Below are 17790 nucleotides of genomic sequence, written 5' to 3'. Positions count from 1 at the left end.
CTCTAATATCCTCCTGCTTGATTAAATAATTTTGGTCGAAGTGATTTCAATTCGTCTCGGTTACCATAATCAATGATATGTAAATCATTAACATAAATAACAGTATCTTGACTATTCGTGACTTTCTCATCATCAATAATATCAACTAATTCACCAATTCGAACTTGCGAGGCCGCCGATACATTACCAACAATAATACTGTCTGTATCGTTTTCAAATCCCGCATGGATGACGCCTTGGACCTCGCCCATAACAAAAATATTACCGGTAGCCCGTAACTGTCCACCCTGGTGTAGTTTACCTAGAAATAAAACGTCACCTTTTAAATCAACTATTTGACCACTTCTAATTGTTCGATAGGAAAGATGCACATTGTCATTTTCTTTTAAAATATTAGCGTCTTCTATGGTCATTACTTCCGATTCAATTTTATGCACTTTAAAATTATGGTACTCAGAAATAATTTTCTCGATTTTTTGCTTTTCTTCTGCCGTAAATAATCGATTTTCTGTTTTAATGTCAAACGAAATTACTGTATCGTCGGCATTTTTCTTTTCAGCACTCAAATTATCAAATAATTCTCTAAGCTCAACTAAAATCTTATCGAGACCAAAGTCCTGCTTAAGGATAATTTCGTAACCATCCTTATATCCTTTTAAAATAACACTCTGCATTTACATTCACCCCTAAGTCTTAATTATATCGATTCACTGATTCCATTAATTTTGATATTGGATAGTACAAAATCACGAATAACACTAAATTAAATGCTAACGTTGGTCCAAATGATGTACTAATAAACGTCGTTACAGATTCATTAGCAAATCCTATCATCTCATTAATCGCATAGTATGAGACCTCTAAAACCGTTAAATCAATAAAATAAATAAGTAATAAAACGAAAAATGACGGTTCAAAATATTGATAGGCAATTTTAGTCAAGTAAACAATTAGCGGTAATAGAATCATATAGACACCTAGAATGCCAGTGTAGTAACTATCAAAGGCTAATCCAATCCCAAATGCCCATAGTTCAAGGTGTTTATTATCTGAATAAAAGATACCCATTATTAACCATAGCAATAACAGATGGCTAACCATAATGGTTGTTTGCGATTGTAATTGTGGTGTAAAAATAAATTGTATTGTACCATCCAAAAAGAAAGAAATAATCATTCCCGCCGGAAAAAGGTACCGCTTATTTTTATTTTTCATTTATTTTCACCTTCTAATTTAGAGTCTGAGCAATTGTGACTACTGTCAAATCGCTCAGATCTGCCGCAGGTTTAATATATATTTTAGATGCAAGGCCGTAATCACCCTTTTCAATCTTAGATACATCTCCAATATTTAAGCCTTTCGGTGTTGTACCACCAAGACCAGAGGTCACAACTGCATCACCCTTTTTCAAGGATTTTTTGGAAGTAATTTGACCCATAATTAATAAATTATCTGTCTTATCATAACCAGTGATTAATCCGTTAACAATGTCACCATCAGAATTAGTTACCTGCACGGCAAATCGATTAGCAGAATCATTTGTAGTTGATATTAATTCAACCTTACTATTGGTTTTATTAACCTCAATCACTCGACCAATCAATCCAGAGCCAGCCATTACTGGTGCATTCTTTTTAACACCTGATGCACTACCCTTGCTAATAACAAGTTGGTTTAACCAACCCGAAGGTAGCCGCGTTAAGACTGAAGCATTTATCGACGTATAATCAGTCAATGTACTGTTTAACTTCAATTCTTTTTTTAATTGTTTATTTTCATTTTTGACAGTATCCGATTCAACTTGAACCTGTGCTAATTTATCAACTTGTTTTTTTAATTTCTGATTTTCTTGGTATGTATTTAAAAGATCAGATATGCCAACAACTGAACTTTTTAAGCCATTTGCAGGATAACTAACTGCTCTATCAAATAGACCAACAACATCATTGCCAAATTCTTGAATTAGCGGCGGTGTTGATTTTTTATTTCTAACGGAAACTGAAAATGAAATTAAACTAAAGCTCACAATAATGGCAATTAAAATGATTATTAGTCTTCTATTTGAAAAAAATTTTTGCATGTTCGCTATCCTCCACTTACCTTATGATTAACTAAAAAATTAAGAGGTTGGATGAATAACCTCCAACCTCTTTATTTTCTAGCTTATGTGATTTTTAAAACTATCTTTTCTTCATTACGTCAATACTCTTCAATGATTCACCTGTACCAATTGCAACACAGTCAAGCGGATCATTTGCGATAAAGACTGGAACTTTTGTTACTTCTGAAATAACTTCTGATAAATTCTTCAATAATGCGCCACCACCGGTTAAGACGATACCATGATCAATTACATCAGCAGCAATTTCTGGAGAAGTTTCTTCCAAAGTTTCTTTGATAGCTGTAATAATTTCAGTAATAGATTCTTGAATGGCAACTGCGATATCAGTTGCTTTAATCGTAACCGTCTTAGGAAGACCCGTAATTAAATCACGCCCTCTAACAGTTGCATCGGCAATTGAAGCAGCTTCCTCAACTGAGGCAGATGCAATATCCATTTTTAATTGTTCGGCAGTTCTTTCACCAATCAATAAGTTAAAGTTTTGACGAATATATGACACAATTGAATCGTCTAATTTATCGCCAGCCATTCTAATAGAACGACTTGAAACAATACCACCTAAAGAAATAGTAGCAACATCAGTTGTACCACCACCGATATCAACAACCATGCTACCTGTTGGATCCATAACTGGTAATCCAGCACCAACTGCTGCGGCAAAAGGTTCTTCGATAACGTAGGCGTCACGCGCACCAGCAACACGAGTTGCATCGATAACGGCACGTTTTTCAACTTCTGTAACACCACTTGGTACACAAACCATCACGTAAGGTTTACCCGCAGATTTACCTAAAGCTTTTTGAATGTAATATTTCATCATAGCAACTGTTGTGTCATAATCAGCAATTACCCCGTCTTTCATTGGGCGAATGGCCACAATGCTACTTGGTGTACGGCCGATCATTGCACGAGCATCTTCTCCAACAGAAACAATTTCATCCGTTTTAACATTTTTAGCGACGACTGAAGGTTCACGTAAAACGATACCTTTTCCTTCAACATACACGATTGTATTAGCTGTTCCTAAATCAATTCCAATATTCTTTGTTCCAAATCCAAACACAGTCTTTCTTCCCTTCATCGTCAGCCTTCTAGGCGCTTTTATTCGTAGTCTTCATATTATATCATAATCAAAAGTGAGATTTCATTCAATATTTGCTAAATTTTATTAAGATTATCTTAAATTAGTTATAAGTGATTTAAACCTGAACCCATAACGTTATTAAGTCTATCATATCTATTTTCATAGAACAAGAGAGCGCCCTTGATATTCAAAGGACGCTCTCTTCTTTCATACTAAGATAGTTGGTATTACCTGAAATAATATGGTCCAATAATTCGATACCCATAAGGATTCCACACTTTTCAACTCGTTTAGAAAATATAATATCATTTTTGGAAGGCGTAACGTCTCCACTTGGATGATTATGAACTAATATTATCTTAGCCGCACCATACTTCAATGCAACCGCAAAAACATCCCTTGGATGAACTGTCGCAGAATTTAAGGTTCCAATAAATAGCGTTTCTTGCTTCACAATCTGATTCTTAGTATCCAAAAATAACCCAATTAAATATTCTTGATTCAATCCGCTCAACTCCGCGACCATTCTTTCCCCGGCGTCATGACTTGAGCAAATTTGGCCACAAATGAAATGTGGTTCGCTGTTAACCCGTGCACCAAGTGTAATTATGGCCTGTAATTGTAACGCCGACGCTTCATTTTTCTCACCTAATAATAGATGATAATCAGTTAAACACGCTTTTTTAAGTTGTCCAAGTGATTGGTAACGCGAAGAAAAATAAGTGATTGCCCGGTCAATATCGGTAGACTTCGTTAATAATAAACTAAATATAACCGTTAGTAATTCTCTATCCGTCAAATTATCACATTGATACTTTTTAATTTGGTTTAATAAATACTCATTTGGGCAGTTAGAAATAAGTGACATCTCAATTCCTCCTATTTCTAACTAAATACGATAAATTTACGTGATAAAATTATTATTCGATAAAATAACGACGAACTTCTGAAATAAAATAAAGTGAACCTGTCACAAGCAATAAATCGTCAGTCGACATTGAATGAACACTTTGGACTAATGCAGTTTTCCAATTATCTTGAAACGATACATTTTTAAATTGCGTGATGTCAAAATCATTTAATTGACTTACTTTTCTTGGACCCGCAAATTGTGTCAAAATAATATGCGCATTAGGTACCGTTACTAATTTTTTAAGCATCTGCTCACCTTGTTTATCAGCCAATACCGAAAAGATAATTGTTATCTCTTTATCTTGAAAACGCGTCCGTAATAACTGAACAATCCTATCTATTGCCGCAACGTTATGTGCACCATCCAAAACAACTAGTGGTTCATCATTTACTTTTTCAAAACGTCCCGGCCACGTTGTTGCATTAATCCCTTGTCTAATTAGTTTCATATTAGGTGCCCAACCTTGAATACTGGCGACTTGCTCAAATGCAGCAATTGCCGTTGCTGCATTCTCATCTTGAAACATTCCCAACAAAGGAACTGTAAGTTGCTTTATTGTCAGTTCTTTTGAATGATATGTTAGAACTTCTGCCCAAGATGATTTAACGCCTTCAGATTTCACTTTAAAATCAAAGCCTAACCGAGCTATATGGCTATTTTTCTTTTCAGCTTCTTCGGTAATAACCTGAAAGACGGCATCAGTGACATTACCAACGACAAGCGGACGATTATGTTTAATAATGCCCGCCTTCTGTTGGGCAATTTTTTCAATCGTATCACCCAAAATTTTCATATGATCTAATCCAATCGTTGTTATAACTGAAAGAATGGGGTCAATAATATTAGTTGAATCGTATTTTCCACCTAACCCGGTTTCAACAACTACAATGTCTACTGGATGACTCACACCAAAGTAAACAAACATCATTGCCGTGATAATCTCAAATTCAGTTGGCCCACCTTCCAAATCAGCTAATTCGATATCCATTTGGTCAATAGTTGGCTTTACAATATTAACTAAACTCAATAAAGCGTCATCATCAATCATCCGTCCATTTAACGAGATACGTTCATTAAATTTCACAATAAAAGGTGATGTGTACGTCCCTACACTTAGTCCCTGCGCAATGAATAATTCACGCAAAAAGGCGACTGTTGATCCCTTTCCATTCGTTCCCGCGACATGAATCATGGTTATATTATCTTGCGGATTATCCAATCGTTGCATCAACGATTTCATTCTCCCCAAAGATGGGCTTTTTTTAAATTGTGTTCTGCCATGAATAAATGCAATTGCTTCTTCATAATTTGTGATCAATTTCCAGTCCCACTTTCTAAAAAAATAGAAGTATCTCAGGTTATTGTACCCGAAATACCTCTATATTGTTAGGTTAAGCTTCTGCTTTTAAATCAGAAATCCTGTCCCTAGTTGCAGCTAATTTAATTTGGTAATCAGCTAGTTTTTCTTTTTCTTTTGTCACAACTGCTTCTGGAGCGCTAGCAACAAATTTTTCATTGCCAAGCTTCTTAGTTCCACGCATTACTTCACCATCAAGTTTTTTAACTTCTTTTTCAAGGCGAGCAATTTCGTCGTTCAAATCAATTAATTCCGCAAGTGGCATATAAATCTCTGCCCCTGTTATCACAGACGTCATTGCAAGTTTAGGCGCAATAACATCTGGGCTGATTTGAAGCTCTTTAGGATGACAGAAGCGTTGGATAAATTCTTGATTATTCTCGAAAATAACCTTTGTTTTATCATCCGTTGTTTTAATCAATAAATCGACCGCACTAGACATGGGTGCATTAACTTCCGCACGATTATTTCTAACGGCACGAATCAATTCAATTAAATTATTCATGTCAGTAACGGATTGTTCATCTTCAAATTCTGAGTGGACAACGGGATAATCAGCTACAACAATTGATTCTCCTTCATGAGGCATCGTTAGCCATAACTCTTCAGTAACAAATGGCATGATTGGGTGAAGTAGTTTTAACGTTTGATCTAAGACATAAGCTAAAATTTGTTGTGTATTTTGCTTAATAGCTTGGTTATCACCGTTAAGATTTTCTTTACTCATTTCAATATACCAATCACAGAAATCATTCCAGATGAAATTATATAGCGCACGGCCAGCTTCACCAAATTCAAAAGTATCAAATAATCGTGTAACTTCAGAAACAGTCGTATTTAAACGACTAAGTATCCACTTATCAACAAGTTGCCATTCTGACTTAGCTGGTAATTCAATCTTATCAACACCATCTAAGTTCATAATTACAAAACGACTAGCGTTCCAAATCTTATTGATAAAGTTCCATGAAGCATCCATTTTAGTGTAACTAAAACGGACATCTTGTCCTGGTGCGGAACCATTTGATAAGAACCAACGAAGTGCATCAGCGCCATATTTTTCAATAACGTCCATTGGGTCAATTCCGTTCCCAAGTGATTTACTCATTTTACGACCACTTTCATCACGAATTAATCCGTGAATTAAAACATGTTCAAATGGACGTTCATCGGTAAATTCTAGACTTTGGAAAATCATGCGTGATACCCAGAAGAAGATAATATCATATCCCGTAACAAGTGTATTTGTTGGGAAATAACGTTTATAATCAGGGGCATCCGTATTTGGCCAGCCCATTGTTGAGAAAGGCCATAGAGCACTTGAGAACCAAGTATCTAAGACATCATTGTCTTGTTCCCAGTTTTCAATATCCGTTGGTGCAACTTCTCCAACGTACATTTCGCCAGTTTCCTTATGGTACCAAGCTGGGATTTGATGACCCCACCATAATTGACGTGAGATAACCCAATCATGAACATTCTCCATCCATTGTGTAAAGGTATTTTCAAAGCGTTCTGGTACGAATCCAACTTTATCTTCACCTTGTTGGAATTTCAAAGCTTCTTCAGCAAGTGGCTTCATCTTAACAAACCATTGTGTTGATAAGCGCGCTTCAACTTGAACACCGGTTCTTTCAGAATGACCAACACTATGTGTAATTGGATCAATCTTGATCATTAAATCTTCTGCTTCAAGATCTTTAACAATCGCCTTGCGTGCTTCAAAACGATCCATCCCAACATATTTGCCGGCATTTTCGTTCATTGTTGCGTCTTCATTCATTGTATTAATACGAGGTAAATCATGACGGTTACCGACTTCGAAATCATTAGGATCATGCGCTGGTGTTATTTTAACCATCCCTGTACCAAATCCCATATCAACATAATGATCCGTGATAATTGGAATTTCCTTGTTAACGAGTGGTAGAATAACTTTTTTACCAACGATGTCTTTGTAACGATCATCATCAGGATGAACGGCTACCGCAACATCTCCCATCATTGTTTCAGGACGAGTTGTCGCAATTTCAATAAATCCTGAGCCATCGGCAAATGGGTATTTAACATGATAAAATGCGCCTTCGTCATCTTGATGGATAACTTCAATATCTGATAAAGCAGTTCTTGCCTTAGGATCCCAATTAATAATGTACTCACCACGATAAATTAAGCCTTTATTATATAAATTAACAAATACTTTCTTTACGGCGTCAGATAATCCATCATCTAAAGTGAATCGTTCGCGACTGTAATCTAAAGATAGACCCATTTTTGCCCATTGTTTATGGATGACATCAGCGTATTCGTCTTTCCAATCCCAAACTTGTTCCACAAATTTTTCGCGGCCTAAATCATAACGTGTTACGCCTTGCTCAGCTAATTTAGCTTCAACTTTGGCTTGCGTCGCAATTCCCGCGTGATCCATCCCCGGTAACCAAAGCGTATCAAAACCTTGCATTCTTTTTTGTCTGATTAAGATATCTTGTAACGTCGTATCCCAAGCATGTCCTAAATGCAGCTTACCCGTTACATTTGGTGGTGGAATAACAATTGAGTACGGTTTTGCTTCCGGATTGGCATTTGGTTTAAATAAATCTTTTTTCAACCATTCTTCATAACGGCCAGGTTCAACCTGACTTGGATCATATTTTGTTGATAGTTCAACTTCTTTTGTCATGAATTCTCCTTTTCGTTCATTAATTTTATTTTAGGCATAAAAAAACACCGTCATCAAAAAACATTTCTGTTTTAGGACGACAGCGCCGTGGTACCACCTAAATTGGGTTTTAACCCCTCTTAATTACTTTTTTTAACGAACCATAATGTCCGGTTACTCCTACTTAATTTCAGAATAACAACTCCCGAGCTACCACCATAGTGTCTGATTAAAATGTTTCAGCCTAGCATTTTATCTCTGAAATGACTGGTGTTCTCGTTCTTCGTCTGTAGTCATATTTTAGCGTTTATTCTAAAAACCGTCAATATCTTATTTTTTTAGTTCGTTAAGAAGTTTGGCGTAATCGGGTTCACTCGAAATTTCTGTAACTAATTCCTCATATACAACACGTCCAGTTTCATCTAAAATAAAAACCATTCTTGCCATATGACCGAATTCTGGGACATCTAACCCAGTAATTTCAGCAAAATCACCCTTATCTGCATGAAGTAATTGTAAATTAGTTACGCCCTCAGCAGCACACCAATTCTTTTGGTCTTCTTTTGAATCATCTGAGACCGTAATAAATTCAACCTCTTTAAAATTGTCAGCTTCCATGTTAAACCGTTTTGTTTCTATACTACAAACGCGCGTATTAATACTTGGGACAACACTTAATAAAAGTTTTTTCCCGGTATTCTTTGGTAACGTTACTGCTTGATCATCTTCATCGTAAGCAATAACTGTTGGGAAAATATCTCCTACTTTTGGTGCTTCACCTACTGTATCCATTTCATTACCATGACGAGTTACTTTCATAATTGACCACCCTTTCTTCTATAACTACCATTCTACGCAATTTTGAGTCACGAAGCGACTTATTTGATTACGCAAAAAAAGATTAGAAACTAGTTTCTAATCTTAAAGTGACCTTTAGAGTAATTCTGCAAACAGACTACTATTTTCATTTAAGTACTCTTCACCAATATGAATTTTTGTCACTTTAACACCCGCTAAAGCACGTTCTATTAAACCATCAATATCTAAACGAGCTTCAAATTCTCTTGAACGGTCTAAACGAGGTTTAGTTTTAGGTGCTGGTGGCGCAAAAATAGTACAACAATCTTCAAAAGGTTTAATTGAAAGATCGAATGTGTCAATCTTCTTAGCAACATCAATGATTTCATTTTTATCCATTGAAACAACTGGACGAATGATAGGCATCGTTGTAACGTCGTTAATTGCGACCATACTTTCAAGTGTTTGAGAAGCCACTTGGCCTAATGACTCACCATTAAAGATAGCCAATCCGCCACGTAATTCAGCAATTTTCTCAGTTAAACGTAACATGAAACGACGTGTAATGGTCATCAAGTATGGTTCCGGAACATCATGTTTAATTTGTTCTTGAATTTCGGTAAATGGCACCTCAATAAATTGAATCGTACCAACATAAGGTGTCAATTTAACTGTTAACTCTTTTGCCTTAGCTAGGGCTTGTTCGCTTGTATAAGGTGGGCTAAAGAAATGAACCATTTCCATTGAAACACCACGCTTCATACCAAGATAACCTGCAACTGGCGAATCAATACCACCTGATAACATGAGCATCCCTTTACCAGCAGTCCCAACAGGTAATCCACCGGCACCTTGGCGCGTTTCAGATGACAAGAAAATACCATTAGCACGGACCTCAACACGCAAAATAATATCTGGTTGTTTCATTTTAACGGTAATACCGGGGACATGATCTAAAATCCAGCCACCCAATTCATCATTCATTTCATTTGTATCTAATTCAAAATCATGATCTGAACGGCGTGTATTAACTTTAAAAGTTGTTCCTTTAACAAACTGTTCGCTAACCATTGCAACAGCTGTTTCTTTTACTGCATCCAAATCTTGTTCAACACGAATTGCGGGTGAAAAGTTTTGAATACCAAAAACCTGAGATAAACGTTGCATGACTAGTTCGCTATCATCACCATTTAAATTAATATGCATACGATCACGGTTAGCTTTAACAACTAAGTCATCAAAACCACGTAAACTATTACGCACATTAGTTCCTAAACGATCAATAAAGTTCCTCTTATTTTTTCCTTTTGTTGATAATTCGCCGTAACGAACCATTATTTCTGTGTATTGCATGTCGACATCCTTTCGTTATTTAGAATTAATTTTTTCAAATTTATGATACAAAATATCAAAAACGCGATTAAATTCTTTTGCTTCTTCCAATGTATTATTTTCATCAAAACTAATTCGAACAGCAGATTTTGCAAGTGCCTCTGGGACATTCATTGCGAGTAAGGTACCAGACGCCTGGTTTTTCTTCGATGAACAAGCACTCGTCGTTGAAATATAAATCCCTTCACTCTCAAATGCGTGAACAATTGATTCACCACGGACACCTTCGATGGCAAAACATAAAATATGCGGTGCAAAATTTGACTGCATTTTTGAAAAAGTAGTTATCTTGCCAAACTCGTTAATATGATTAAAGACGACTTCTTTAACGGTTTTTTGTTTTGTAACCATTTCCGTTTCGTTCTCTAATAGTAAACGTAATGCTTTGGACATACCTGCGATTGCGGGTACATTTTCAGTTCCACTACGTAAGTTGTGCTCTTGTCCACCACCCGTAAGAAGTGGCTCAATATGGCGACCTCGCTTGCTGTAAATAAACCCAACTCCACGTGGCGCGTGAAATTTATGACCAGAAAAAGTTACAAAGTCAACTCGATCACTCATAAAAGCTTCTTGCACGCCTTTACCAATAGCTTGAACAGCGTCAACGTGAAAATGAACGGTCGGATAGTCTTTTAGAACATTGCCTATCTCAACTAAAGGTTGAACCGTTCCAATTTCATTATTAACTGCCATAACGGAAACCAGAATCGTATCAGACCTTAAAGCAGCCTTTAAATCTTCAACATTAATTCTGCCCTCATCATCAACGGGTAGATAGGTCACTTCAAATCCAAGCTGCTCTAGTTGAGCCATCGTATTCATGACAGCGGGATGTTCAACTGTTGTCGTAATTAAATGTTTACCATGACTCATCTTTGCCATAGCCGTTCCTTTAATTACCCAGTTATCCCCCTCAGTACCGCTTCCGGTAAATAAAATTTCATCCTCAAGTACGTTTAGTAAACTTGCAATTTGTTGTCGAGATTGTTCCAATAAATTATGAGCTACTTCGCCCAAATTGTTCAGGCTAGATGGGTTACCCCAAACCTGTTCGCTAACTTTATTGTAAGTATCTAAAACTTCGGGCGCAATTTTTGTTGTTGCGCTATTATCAAAATAAATCATTAGCTACCTTCTTTTCTGAAAAATACTTTTCTCATTATAATATACTTCGTATCAGATTAACACTTTTAATTCATCCCTGGTGTTTCTTTATTAAATATAAAAGTGGCGACTGAACAATTTTTTGTTCTAGCCCCCACTTTAATGATTACTATTCAATTTCAAAGTCGTCGTCTATATTATCATAGTATTGTTTTTCAATCTTCTTATACGACCCAGGTTCAACTTTATCTAAAGCCGTCGCAATTGTTTCTAAACTAGCCGCATAATTAAAATCATTATTAAATAATTGTTGTGCCTTACCGAATGCGATTGCAATCTCTTCATTCGAATTTCTAAATCTATTCGCATATTGCAATAAGCTCTCTGACAATGATGCACTATCAATCAAATCATGCGTTTTGTCTTGTAATTTTTCAAGATCTGCTTCAATATCAATAATTTGTTTAGTAATTTTTTCAATGTTAATTTTTAACTTTCCGATGGCTACTTCAACTGCTTCAATTTCATCGCTAACAACATAAAAAAAGTCCAAGTAATCATTTGGCAATCCAGGAAGATTAACTTGCTCAACTTGACGCTTAATTTGATGTAACTCAATATCAAATCTTTGAATTGTTGCGCTAGCCTTTTTCTCATCACTTCGTAAATCCTGAATACTATGATTAATTTTTTGTTGTTCCAGTTCGATATTTTCTAACGACTTAGAATTTTGTTCAACGCGATCTTCTACCTCACTATAGATTGCGTCACCCGATTCGATGGCGGCCTTATCAATATCATATTGTGAATTGATGGTTGCAATCTCTCGACCTAACTTTTGCGCATCCTCTAATTCGTTATGGTCTAATTCATAATTTTGACCTAGTCTGTCTAATTCTACCAAAAGCATCTGACTTTGCTTTTCAGCGTGGTCGATAAATTTACGGTAACTAGTCTCTTGTTTCTCCAATTTATCTTTTGCAGTTAGTTCCTTTTCCATGACATCATATAAATAGTCAATTTGGTTAGCAATATCGTTAACCTCAACGCTGGTTGTGGCAACTTCTAACGTTTCCAATTCAGCTAATGCTTTATCGACACCCGTCTGTAACTCATCAATTTGTTTAGGAATCTCATCAGCAATTGGAAAATTATAATTTTCATCAATTAATTTCATGTAACCTGATTGTAGTTCTGCAAGTTGATCAGGAAATTCATTTTTTAAGCTCTTATATAATGGTGGGATTTCTTCAAGAATTTTTTCAAGCGATGCCGTGTCTTCTCTCAAGTTACCCAAAACTTTTTCCGCCGTATCGTGATCACCAGCGGAAGTCAACGTTGAAAAACGATCAAAATCGTCTTCAAGACCCGTTAATTTATCCTCTAACTTATCGATACTAGGTCCATAAGAAAAGTTTTTTGATAATAACGTTTTACGTAAATCTTGATATTTTTTTTCAAGCGAGTCAACTGCCTGATGATTACTCTCATCACTTTTCTTCAAAGATACCAAAGCCTTTTTAATACCTTCAAGCGTCTTATTAATTGAAATTAATTTAACTTCAATTTCTGCTGTCAATTGGCGATTAGAAAGAAATTGATATTTCGCATTTGCTTCATAAGCTTCATCGATTTGTATTGTAATTTTAGGTAGTTTTGCATTTTTTACTTCTTTAAAATCTGATTCTAACGCTGAGAAAGTTTTTAGACTCTCTCCGGTCAGTCCCAAATCTTTCGTTAATCGAAGTTGTTCTTCAACTTCAGAATTAAAAATAACCTCTACTTGGTTACGAAATGTTTCGAATTTTTTTTCATTACGCTTCTGAAGAAAAAACGCCGTTGCATAGATAATAATGGCTACTACTATTATTCCAACAAAAATCTGTGTCATATCCTAATCCCGCCTTTAGCTTACTAAAATTTATATCCAATTATTCACATTCAAATTTTATGCTTCTAATCATTATATCATAGACCTTTAAAGCGTTCACTAGCTTTCTATAATATTATGGAAAGAAAATTGATTTGGCATGTAAACAAACATGAATACAGATTGACATTAGTCTCTAAAGACAGTATGATGAATCTTGTGTAAAATAATGCAGCGGTGAGCGGTAAGCTCGTCAACAGTTTGTTGCCCAATTTTCTTGGTTCAATTAGTACCCTTTCAGCTGCAAAGGTGAACATTGCAAAACAAACTGCACGAATACTAAGCTCACAAAGGATTATTTTACTCCAAAACAAATATTGGAGGAATTTATATATGTCACGTTATACTGGCCCAAGTTGGAAAGTTTCACGTCGATTAGGTCTTTCTTTAACAGGTACTGGTAAAGAATTAGCTCGTCGTCCTTATGCACCCGGTGATCATGGTCAAAACAATCGCCGTAAATTATCAGAATATGGTTTACAATTACGAGAAAAACAAAAACTTCGTATGATGTACGGTTTATCAGAACGTCAATTTGCTAACTTATTTATTAAAGCTGGTACAATTCGCGAAGGTAAGCATGGTGTTAACTTCATGCTCTTACTTGAAGGTCGTTTAGACAACGTTGTTTATCGTTTAGGTTTGGCTTCTACTCGTCGTCAAGCTCGTCAATTGGTAAACCATGGTCATATTACTGTTGATGGCAACCGTGTTGATATCCCTTCATACGCTGTTGAAATTGGTCAAGTAATCTCATTACGTGAAAAATCAAAATCTTTACAAATTGTTAAAGACTCAATGGAAGCATTAGTTGGTCGCCCACAATTTGTACAATTTGATGCTGATAAATTAGAGGGTTCATTAACTCGTTTACCAGAACGTGAAGAACTTGAAGCAGATATTGACGAATCACTTATCGTTGAATACTACAACAAATTATAATTTCAAAATAAAAAACATCTCATTTTTAATGAGATGTTTTTTTTGTCCAAATTTTATATATTTCAATTAATGGTATCAGCGTTTGCCTTAAATAATTAAGTTGTTCGTCTTTATCCAACTCAAAAAACTTATCCGTTACGTCTAAGTTTTGACCTATCAATAATTCCCTGGTCTGTACCTGACTCCACTTTTGACCATCAGCTTGCGTAATCATATTTGCTGCAACTGTCGCTTCTTTGTTTGTATGATCCACTGATCGAACAAATGAACTATCTAATTCTTGAATCATTTTAACTGATTCAACGACATTATTTCCATACGCGCTTTTATCTTTAATATCTGCGAGTGCTGATAACCAGATGAATAACCGATCATCCCAGTACCCAATCTCGAAATGAGGCATCATTTTATAACCACGCTTGTTCCCACTAAAAGCCATCCAAGTATCGGGTGGCGGATTTTTCGATCTTCGTGCGTGTTTTGCAATATGCAAATACATTTCACTATCTAACTGTTTGTTTAAAAACGGTATTAGCTCGGTACCCATTGTTTCAAATTTTGGATCAATAATTGCTTTAATCTTTTCCAATCGACCATCTAAGGTCTGATCTTTAAAAATCAAGAAATCGTCTTTAATAAACATTTCATTCTCTCCTTTTGTACCAAACATGGTATGCTAAAAACATAACTTATATAGAAGGTGGTAACAACAATGACTGATAATAATATAGACCCGCATCTTCAATCTGGATTGTATGGGGTCCCACAGCTTCATCCAGACGAACAAAGAAAATACTTAGGTACATTCAGAGAACGGGTCAGTTTAGCAATGACAATTGACGAGGTGACGGCTGCCGATAATATGACTGGATTCGAAAAAGAATTAGTAGCTCATCCGGACTACCGCGTCTTACTAAACGGTATGATTGATCAAGATTCACTGGCACCTTATATCACACTAGCTCATCAGCACAATGTTAATTTTACATTAACATCAAATAGTGAAGATCCAGCAGGTGCTGAGATTATGGGCTTGGTTGTTGCAACTGAAAAAACGGCAATAAATGAACCTGTTATTGCAATCAATGAGAAGTATCCAATCGTTAAAAGTGAACCACAACAAAGTAAAAAATCGTTTTTTGAAAATCTATTTGACTAAGCCAGTGAGAACTAAACTTAACGCCATTATCTATTAAGCGTTAGGTTTAGTTCTTATTTTTTTGTAGAAGTTCTATAATTCTATCGGCGATAACTTGTTTATCTCCAAAATTTGGAAATGAATTAATCGCTAAATCCGGACTTGTTTCAACTGAAAGAACGATCAATGAATCCGCATGTTTCGCATCATATGGTATATACAAATTGGGTATTACCACATCAAATGCTCCAATCATTATTTTTAATCGTTTGGCATAGTCCTCTATTAATGAAACGTAGGAATCGTCCATTTGCCCACTAACTTCGTTCTGGCTAGCCCCAGCATTAAAATTATTATCGTATCGAATAATGGCTTCAGATCCTCTTGGAATAATAGTCGTTTCAATTATGCCCTGTGTTTCCAACGTTTGCCTCTCAACTTCTAGCAAATTAAGTTGGTGCCAAGGGCCCCGACTAGATCGACCTATTTTCGCATTTTTTTGCGCAATTAATTCTGCTAACGTTTGTCGACCATCACCAACTACACTGACGGGCAACCTTTCAACAACTCCTTGCACACGCCCATCAACCATCATAAACCGATAAACTGAACCAACAACAATTTGCTCAATTAAAACTTGAGTGTCTACCAGTAAATTTCGTTTAATTGCTTCTCTATATTCATTTAGCGTTGGTGCCACTCGGAAGATGTGCGTCACTTGGCTGCTTTTAACGAACCTAGGCTTAACAACTAACGCCTTACCGACAATGTCAGGATAATAATCCATTGCCTCGTCTAGACTACGTACGCTAATTCCGCTGGGAACCTTGATATCAATCTGTCCCAGTACTTTTTTCAGCGTTTGTTTGTCATGTACAATTTGATTTAATATACTTGAGTCTAAATCTGAAATTGTCCCATGTTGCAATAAATGTCCGTTAATTCTGATAACATCACCGTCATCATCAACGAGGTCAAAGCGTAATCCTTTTTTTAATAATCCAGCCAAAATAAGCTGCGTATTACTTGAGTAATTATTGAATCCAGTTAGCGAATTTAATTGTGATTGATAGAAGCGTTTATTTAAATTCGCTTGGTTCATTGCAAAATTAACCAGCGATTGATTAATCACTTGATCATTGATTCTTGCACTTAAACTTAATTCAGGTTGTTCAAACTGCTCTTTATAACTGACCAACTCGTCTTTTAATTCATCATCCAAATAGAAATTATTATTAAATAGAATTAATTCATCTAATAACTTTATCCCGGCATTTTTAGTAACTGACTTAGTCCTAGGGTCCTCCATCGCAACCTTGTCATTAAGCTGTTTTGCTTTAAGTAAGGTCAGGTCAACTTCGTCTTCCGCCAAATCAGGCGTCATTAGAAAATAAGCTGACAGTAATTGGATAAATTTAATCGTCTCACCCTTAATACCTACGCGTGAAAATGGATCAACATCTAATCCACTCAATTCAAAATAATTGATACCATTTGAAATCAAGGAATCCTCATTTTTGTCGATTGACTTAAATTGAACGTCCCCATAGAATTCAGAAAATGATAACAGTTTTCCCTCTTGAACCATTTTTTTCAATGACGTAACGTAGGTCTCGATAGATTGATAAGATGCTTGAATAGAATCGTCTATATTGGTATAACCAAGTTCACTATTCCTAACACTTCTAACGGGATCGTTAATACTATTATCGTTGCTATTATAGATTGGCGTTGCCCCAAACAAGTAAGTTAGCAACCACCTGTTTTGTACGAGTTTACGACCAATTTTTAAATAGATAAAATTATGAAATTCTATATACGAATCAAAATAATTATGGAACTCAGATGTGAATAACGCCTGAATTAACTTTTCTGAAAGACTAAAGTTAAGATGTACAGACGTGAAAAGTTGTCTTTTTTTACCATATTTCTTTATTAATTTGTTTCTATATAGAAAACCTTTTTCGTCTGGGTGAGCGACCCTAATTTTAGACTCATCATCCGGTAATTCAGGAAGCGAACTTAGTGTCCAAAATTGTTCATTATCCGGTAAATTTTGGGTCGCAACTTGTTGAATAGCGTCTAAGTAGTTCACAACGTTATCAGCGCCTTCAATTGGTGGCGTAATAAATTCCATTTGTGATTCACCAAAGTCCGTTTTTATATAATTATGCTTCAGTCTGTCACCTAATGATTGAGGATGGTCCGTGGAACTCAAAATACCCGTATTCATAACCCTCTGTGATTCTCTCTCCAAACCAATTAGTGACCGCCTGAGCAATGGTCCCAATTCTTCTTCTTGTATTTTTAATCCAATTGCGTCTAATTCCATATCATCATCCCTTTCA

The 17790-nt window shown here is 35.8% G+C and carries 15 protein-coding genes; 2 read left to right on the top strand and 13 right to left on the bottom strand.

Translation table 11 applies throughout. From position 1 onward, the window contains the following. Window positions 1-2: 2 nt before the first annotated feature. The 11 genes from FC66_RS02810 to ezrA form a co-directional block, all read right to left on the bottom strand. Window positions 3-674: a septum site-determining protein MinC gene (locus tag FC66_RS02810; protein ID WP_057973855.1), complete on the bottom strand. Its 672-nt coding sequence runs from the start codon at window positions 672-674 to the stop codon at window positions 3-5. Window positions 675-693: 19 nt separating this feature from the next. After that, a complete protein-coding gene (mreD, locus tag FC66_RS02805) occupies window positions 694-1215 on the bottom strand; it encodes a rod shape-determining protein MreD (RefSeq protein WP_057973854.1) in 522 nt (173 codons plus the stop codon). A gap of 13 nt (window positions 1216-1228) precedes the next feature. Next, entirely contained in the window at window positions 1229-2080 is an 852-nt protein-coding gene (mreC, locus tag FC66_RS02800) for a rod shape-determining protein MreC (RefSeq protein ID WP_057973853.1), read from the bottom strand. Between the two features lie 100 nt (window positions 2081-2180). Then, on the bottom strand, window positions 2181-3185 hold the full coding sequence (locus FC66_RS02795; protein ID WP_057973947.1) for a rod shape-determining protein: 1005 nt from the start codon (window positions 3183-3185) through the stop codon (window positions 2181-2183). A 208-nt stretch (window positions 3186-3393) separates the two neighbouring features. After that, window positions 3394-4074 (bottom strand): RadC family protein, encoded by a 681-nt coding sequence (gene radC / locus FC66_RS02790; protein ID WP_057973852.1) that lies wholly within the window; start codon window positions 4072-4074, stop codon window positions 3394-3396. A gap of 52 nt (window positions 4075-4126) precedes the next feature. After that, window positions 4127-5437, bottom strand: a complete 1311-nt coding sequence (locus tag FC66_RS02785; RefSeq protein ID WP_057973851.1) for a bifunctional folylpolyglutamate synthase/dihydrofolate synthase — start codon at window positions 5435-5437, stop codon at window positions 4127-4129. A 73-nt stretch (window positions 5438-5510) separates the two neighbouring features. Further along, window positions 5511-8156 (bottom strand): valine--tRNA ligase, encoded by a 2646-nt coding sequence (locus FC66_RS02780; protein WP_057973850.1) that lies wholly within the window; start codon window positions 8154-8156, stop codon window positions 5511-5513. 309 nt (window positions 8157-8465) lie between these two features. Beyond that, the gene (gene tpx, locus FC66_RS02775; protein WP_057973849.1) at window positions 8466-8954 is read right to left on the bottom strand and encodes a thiol peroxidase; all 489 of its coding nucleotides are present in this window, start codon (window positions 8952-8954) and stop codon (window positions 8466-8468) included. A gap of 114 nt (window positions 8955-9068) precedes the next feature. Next, window positions 9069-10286 (bottom strand): tRNA uracil 4-sulfurtransferase ThiI, encoded by a 1218-nt coding sequence (gene thiI / locus FC66_RS02770; RefSeq protein ID WP_057973848.1) that lies wholly within the window; start codon window positions 10284-10286, stop codon window positions 9069-9071. Between the two features lie 15 nt (window positions 10287-10301). Beyond that, complete coding sequence (locus tag FC66_RS02765; RefSeq protein WP_057973847.1) at window positions 10302-11453, bottom strand: cysteine desulfurase family protein; 1152 nt, start codon at window positions 11451-11453, stop codon at window positions 10302-10304. A 148-nt stretch (window positions 11454-11601) separates the two neighbouring features. Next, window positions 11602-13323 (bottom strand): septation ring formation regulator EzrA, encoded by a 1722-nt coding sequence (gene ezrA, locus FC66_RS02760; protein ID WP_057973846.1) that lies wholly within the window; start codon window positions 13321-13323, stop codon window positions 11602-11604. Between the two features lie 372 nt (window positions 13324-13695). Between ezrA and rpsD the strand changes: the two genes are divergently transcribed. Beyond that, window positions 13696-14304 (top strand): 30S ribosomal protein S4, encoded by a 609-nt coding sequence (rpsD, locus tag FC66_RS02755; protein ID WP_057973845.1) that lies wholly within the window; start codon window positions 13696-13698, stop codon window positions 14302-14304. Between the two features lie 25 nt (window positions 14305-14329). Here the strand turns inward: rpsD and FC66_RS02750 are convergent, their stop codons facing one another. Then, window positions 14330-14947 carry a DUF1054 family protein gene (locus FC66_RS02750; protein WP_057973844.1) on the bottom strand — a complete coding sequence of 206 codons (618 nt, stop codon included), beginning with the start codon at window positions 14945-14947 and terminating at the stop codon, window positions 14330-14332. Window positions 14948-15016: 69 nt separating this feature from the next. Between FC66_RS02750 and FC66_RS02745 the strand changes: the two genes are divergently transcribed. Further along, window positions 15017-15463: a YueI family protein gene (locus FC66_RS02745; protein ID WP_057973843.1), complete on the top strand. Its 447-nt coding sequence runs from the start codon at window positions 15017-15019 to the stop codon at window positions 15461-15463. Between the two features lie 46 nt (window positions 15464-15509). Here the strand turns inward: FC66_RS02745 and gshAB are convergent, their stop codons facing one another. Continuing rightward, on the bottom strand, window positions 15510-17774 hold the full coding sequence (gene gshAB, locus FC66_RS02740; protein WP_057973842.1) for a bifunctional glutamate--cysteine ligase GshA/glutathione synthetase GshB: 2265 nt from the start codon (window positions 17772-17774) through the stop codon (window positions 15510-15512). Between the last annotated feature and the right edge of the window lie 16 nt (window positions 17775-17790).

Source organism: Dellaglioa algida DSM 15638, assembly GCF_001434695.1.
Taxonomy (GTDB): Bacteria; Bacillota; Bacilli; order Lactobacillales; family Lactobacillaceae; genus Dellaglioa; species Dellaglioa algida.
The sequence above is the reverse complement of the archived record's forward strand: the minus strand, read 5'-3'. Positions and strand labels throughout refer to the sequence as shown.

Excerpts from the sequence above, each read along its gene's own strand:
- mreC (WP_057973853.1), bottom strand. The coding sequence starts at position 2,080 with ATGCAAAAATTTTTTTCAAATAGAAGACTAATAATCATTTTAATTGCC.
- FC66_RS02745 (WP_057973843.1), top strand. The coding sequence starts at position 15,017 with ATGACTGATAATAATATAGACCCGCATCTTCAATCTGGATTGTATGGG.
- rpsD (WP_057973845.1), top strand. The coding sequence starts at position 13,696 with ATGTCACGTTATACTGGCCCAAGTTGGAAAGTTTCACGTCGATTAGGT.
- FC66_RS02765 (WP_057973847.1), bottom strand. The coding sequence starts at position 11,453 with ATGATTTATTTTGATAATAGCGCAACAACAAAAATTGCGCCCGAAGTT.
- ezrA (WP_057973846.1), bottom strand. The coding sequence starts at position 13,323 with ATGACACAGATTTTTGTTGGAATAATAGTAGTAGCCATTATTATCTAT.
- tpx (WP_057973849.1), bottom strand. The coding sequence starts at position 8,954 with ATGAAAGTAACTCGTCATGGTAATGAAATGGATACAGTAGGTGAAGCA.
- FC66_RS02780 (WP_057973850.1), bottom strand. The coding sequence starts at position 8,156 with ATGACAAAAGAAGTTGAACTATCAACAAAATATGATCCAAGTCAGGTT.
- radC (WP_057973852.1), bottom strand. The coding sequence starts at position 4,074 with ATGTCACTTATTTCTAACTGCCCAAATGAGTATTTATTAAACCAAATT.
- mreD (WP_057973854.1), bottom strand. The coding sequence starts at position 1,215 with ATGAAAAATAAAAATAAGCGGTACCTTTTTCCGGCGGGAATGATTATT.
- FC66_RS02810 (WP_057973855.1), bottom strand. The coding sequence starts at position 674 with ATGCAGAGTGTTATTTTAAAAGGATATAAGGATGGTTACGAAATTATC.
- gshAB (WP_057973842.1), bottom strand. The coding sequence starts at position 17,774 with ATGGAATTAGACGCAATTGGATTAAAAATACAAGAAGAAGAATTGGGA.
- FC66_RS02750 (WP_057973844.1), bottom strand. The coding sequence starts at position 14,947 with ATGTTTATTAAAGACGATTTCTTGATTTTTAAAGATCAGACCTTAGAT.
- thiI (WP_057973848.1), bottom strand. The coding sequence starts at position 10,286 with ATGCAATACACAGAAATAATGGTTCGTTACGGCGAATTATCAACAAAA.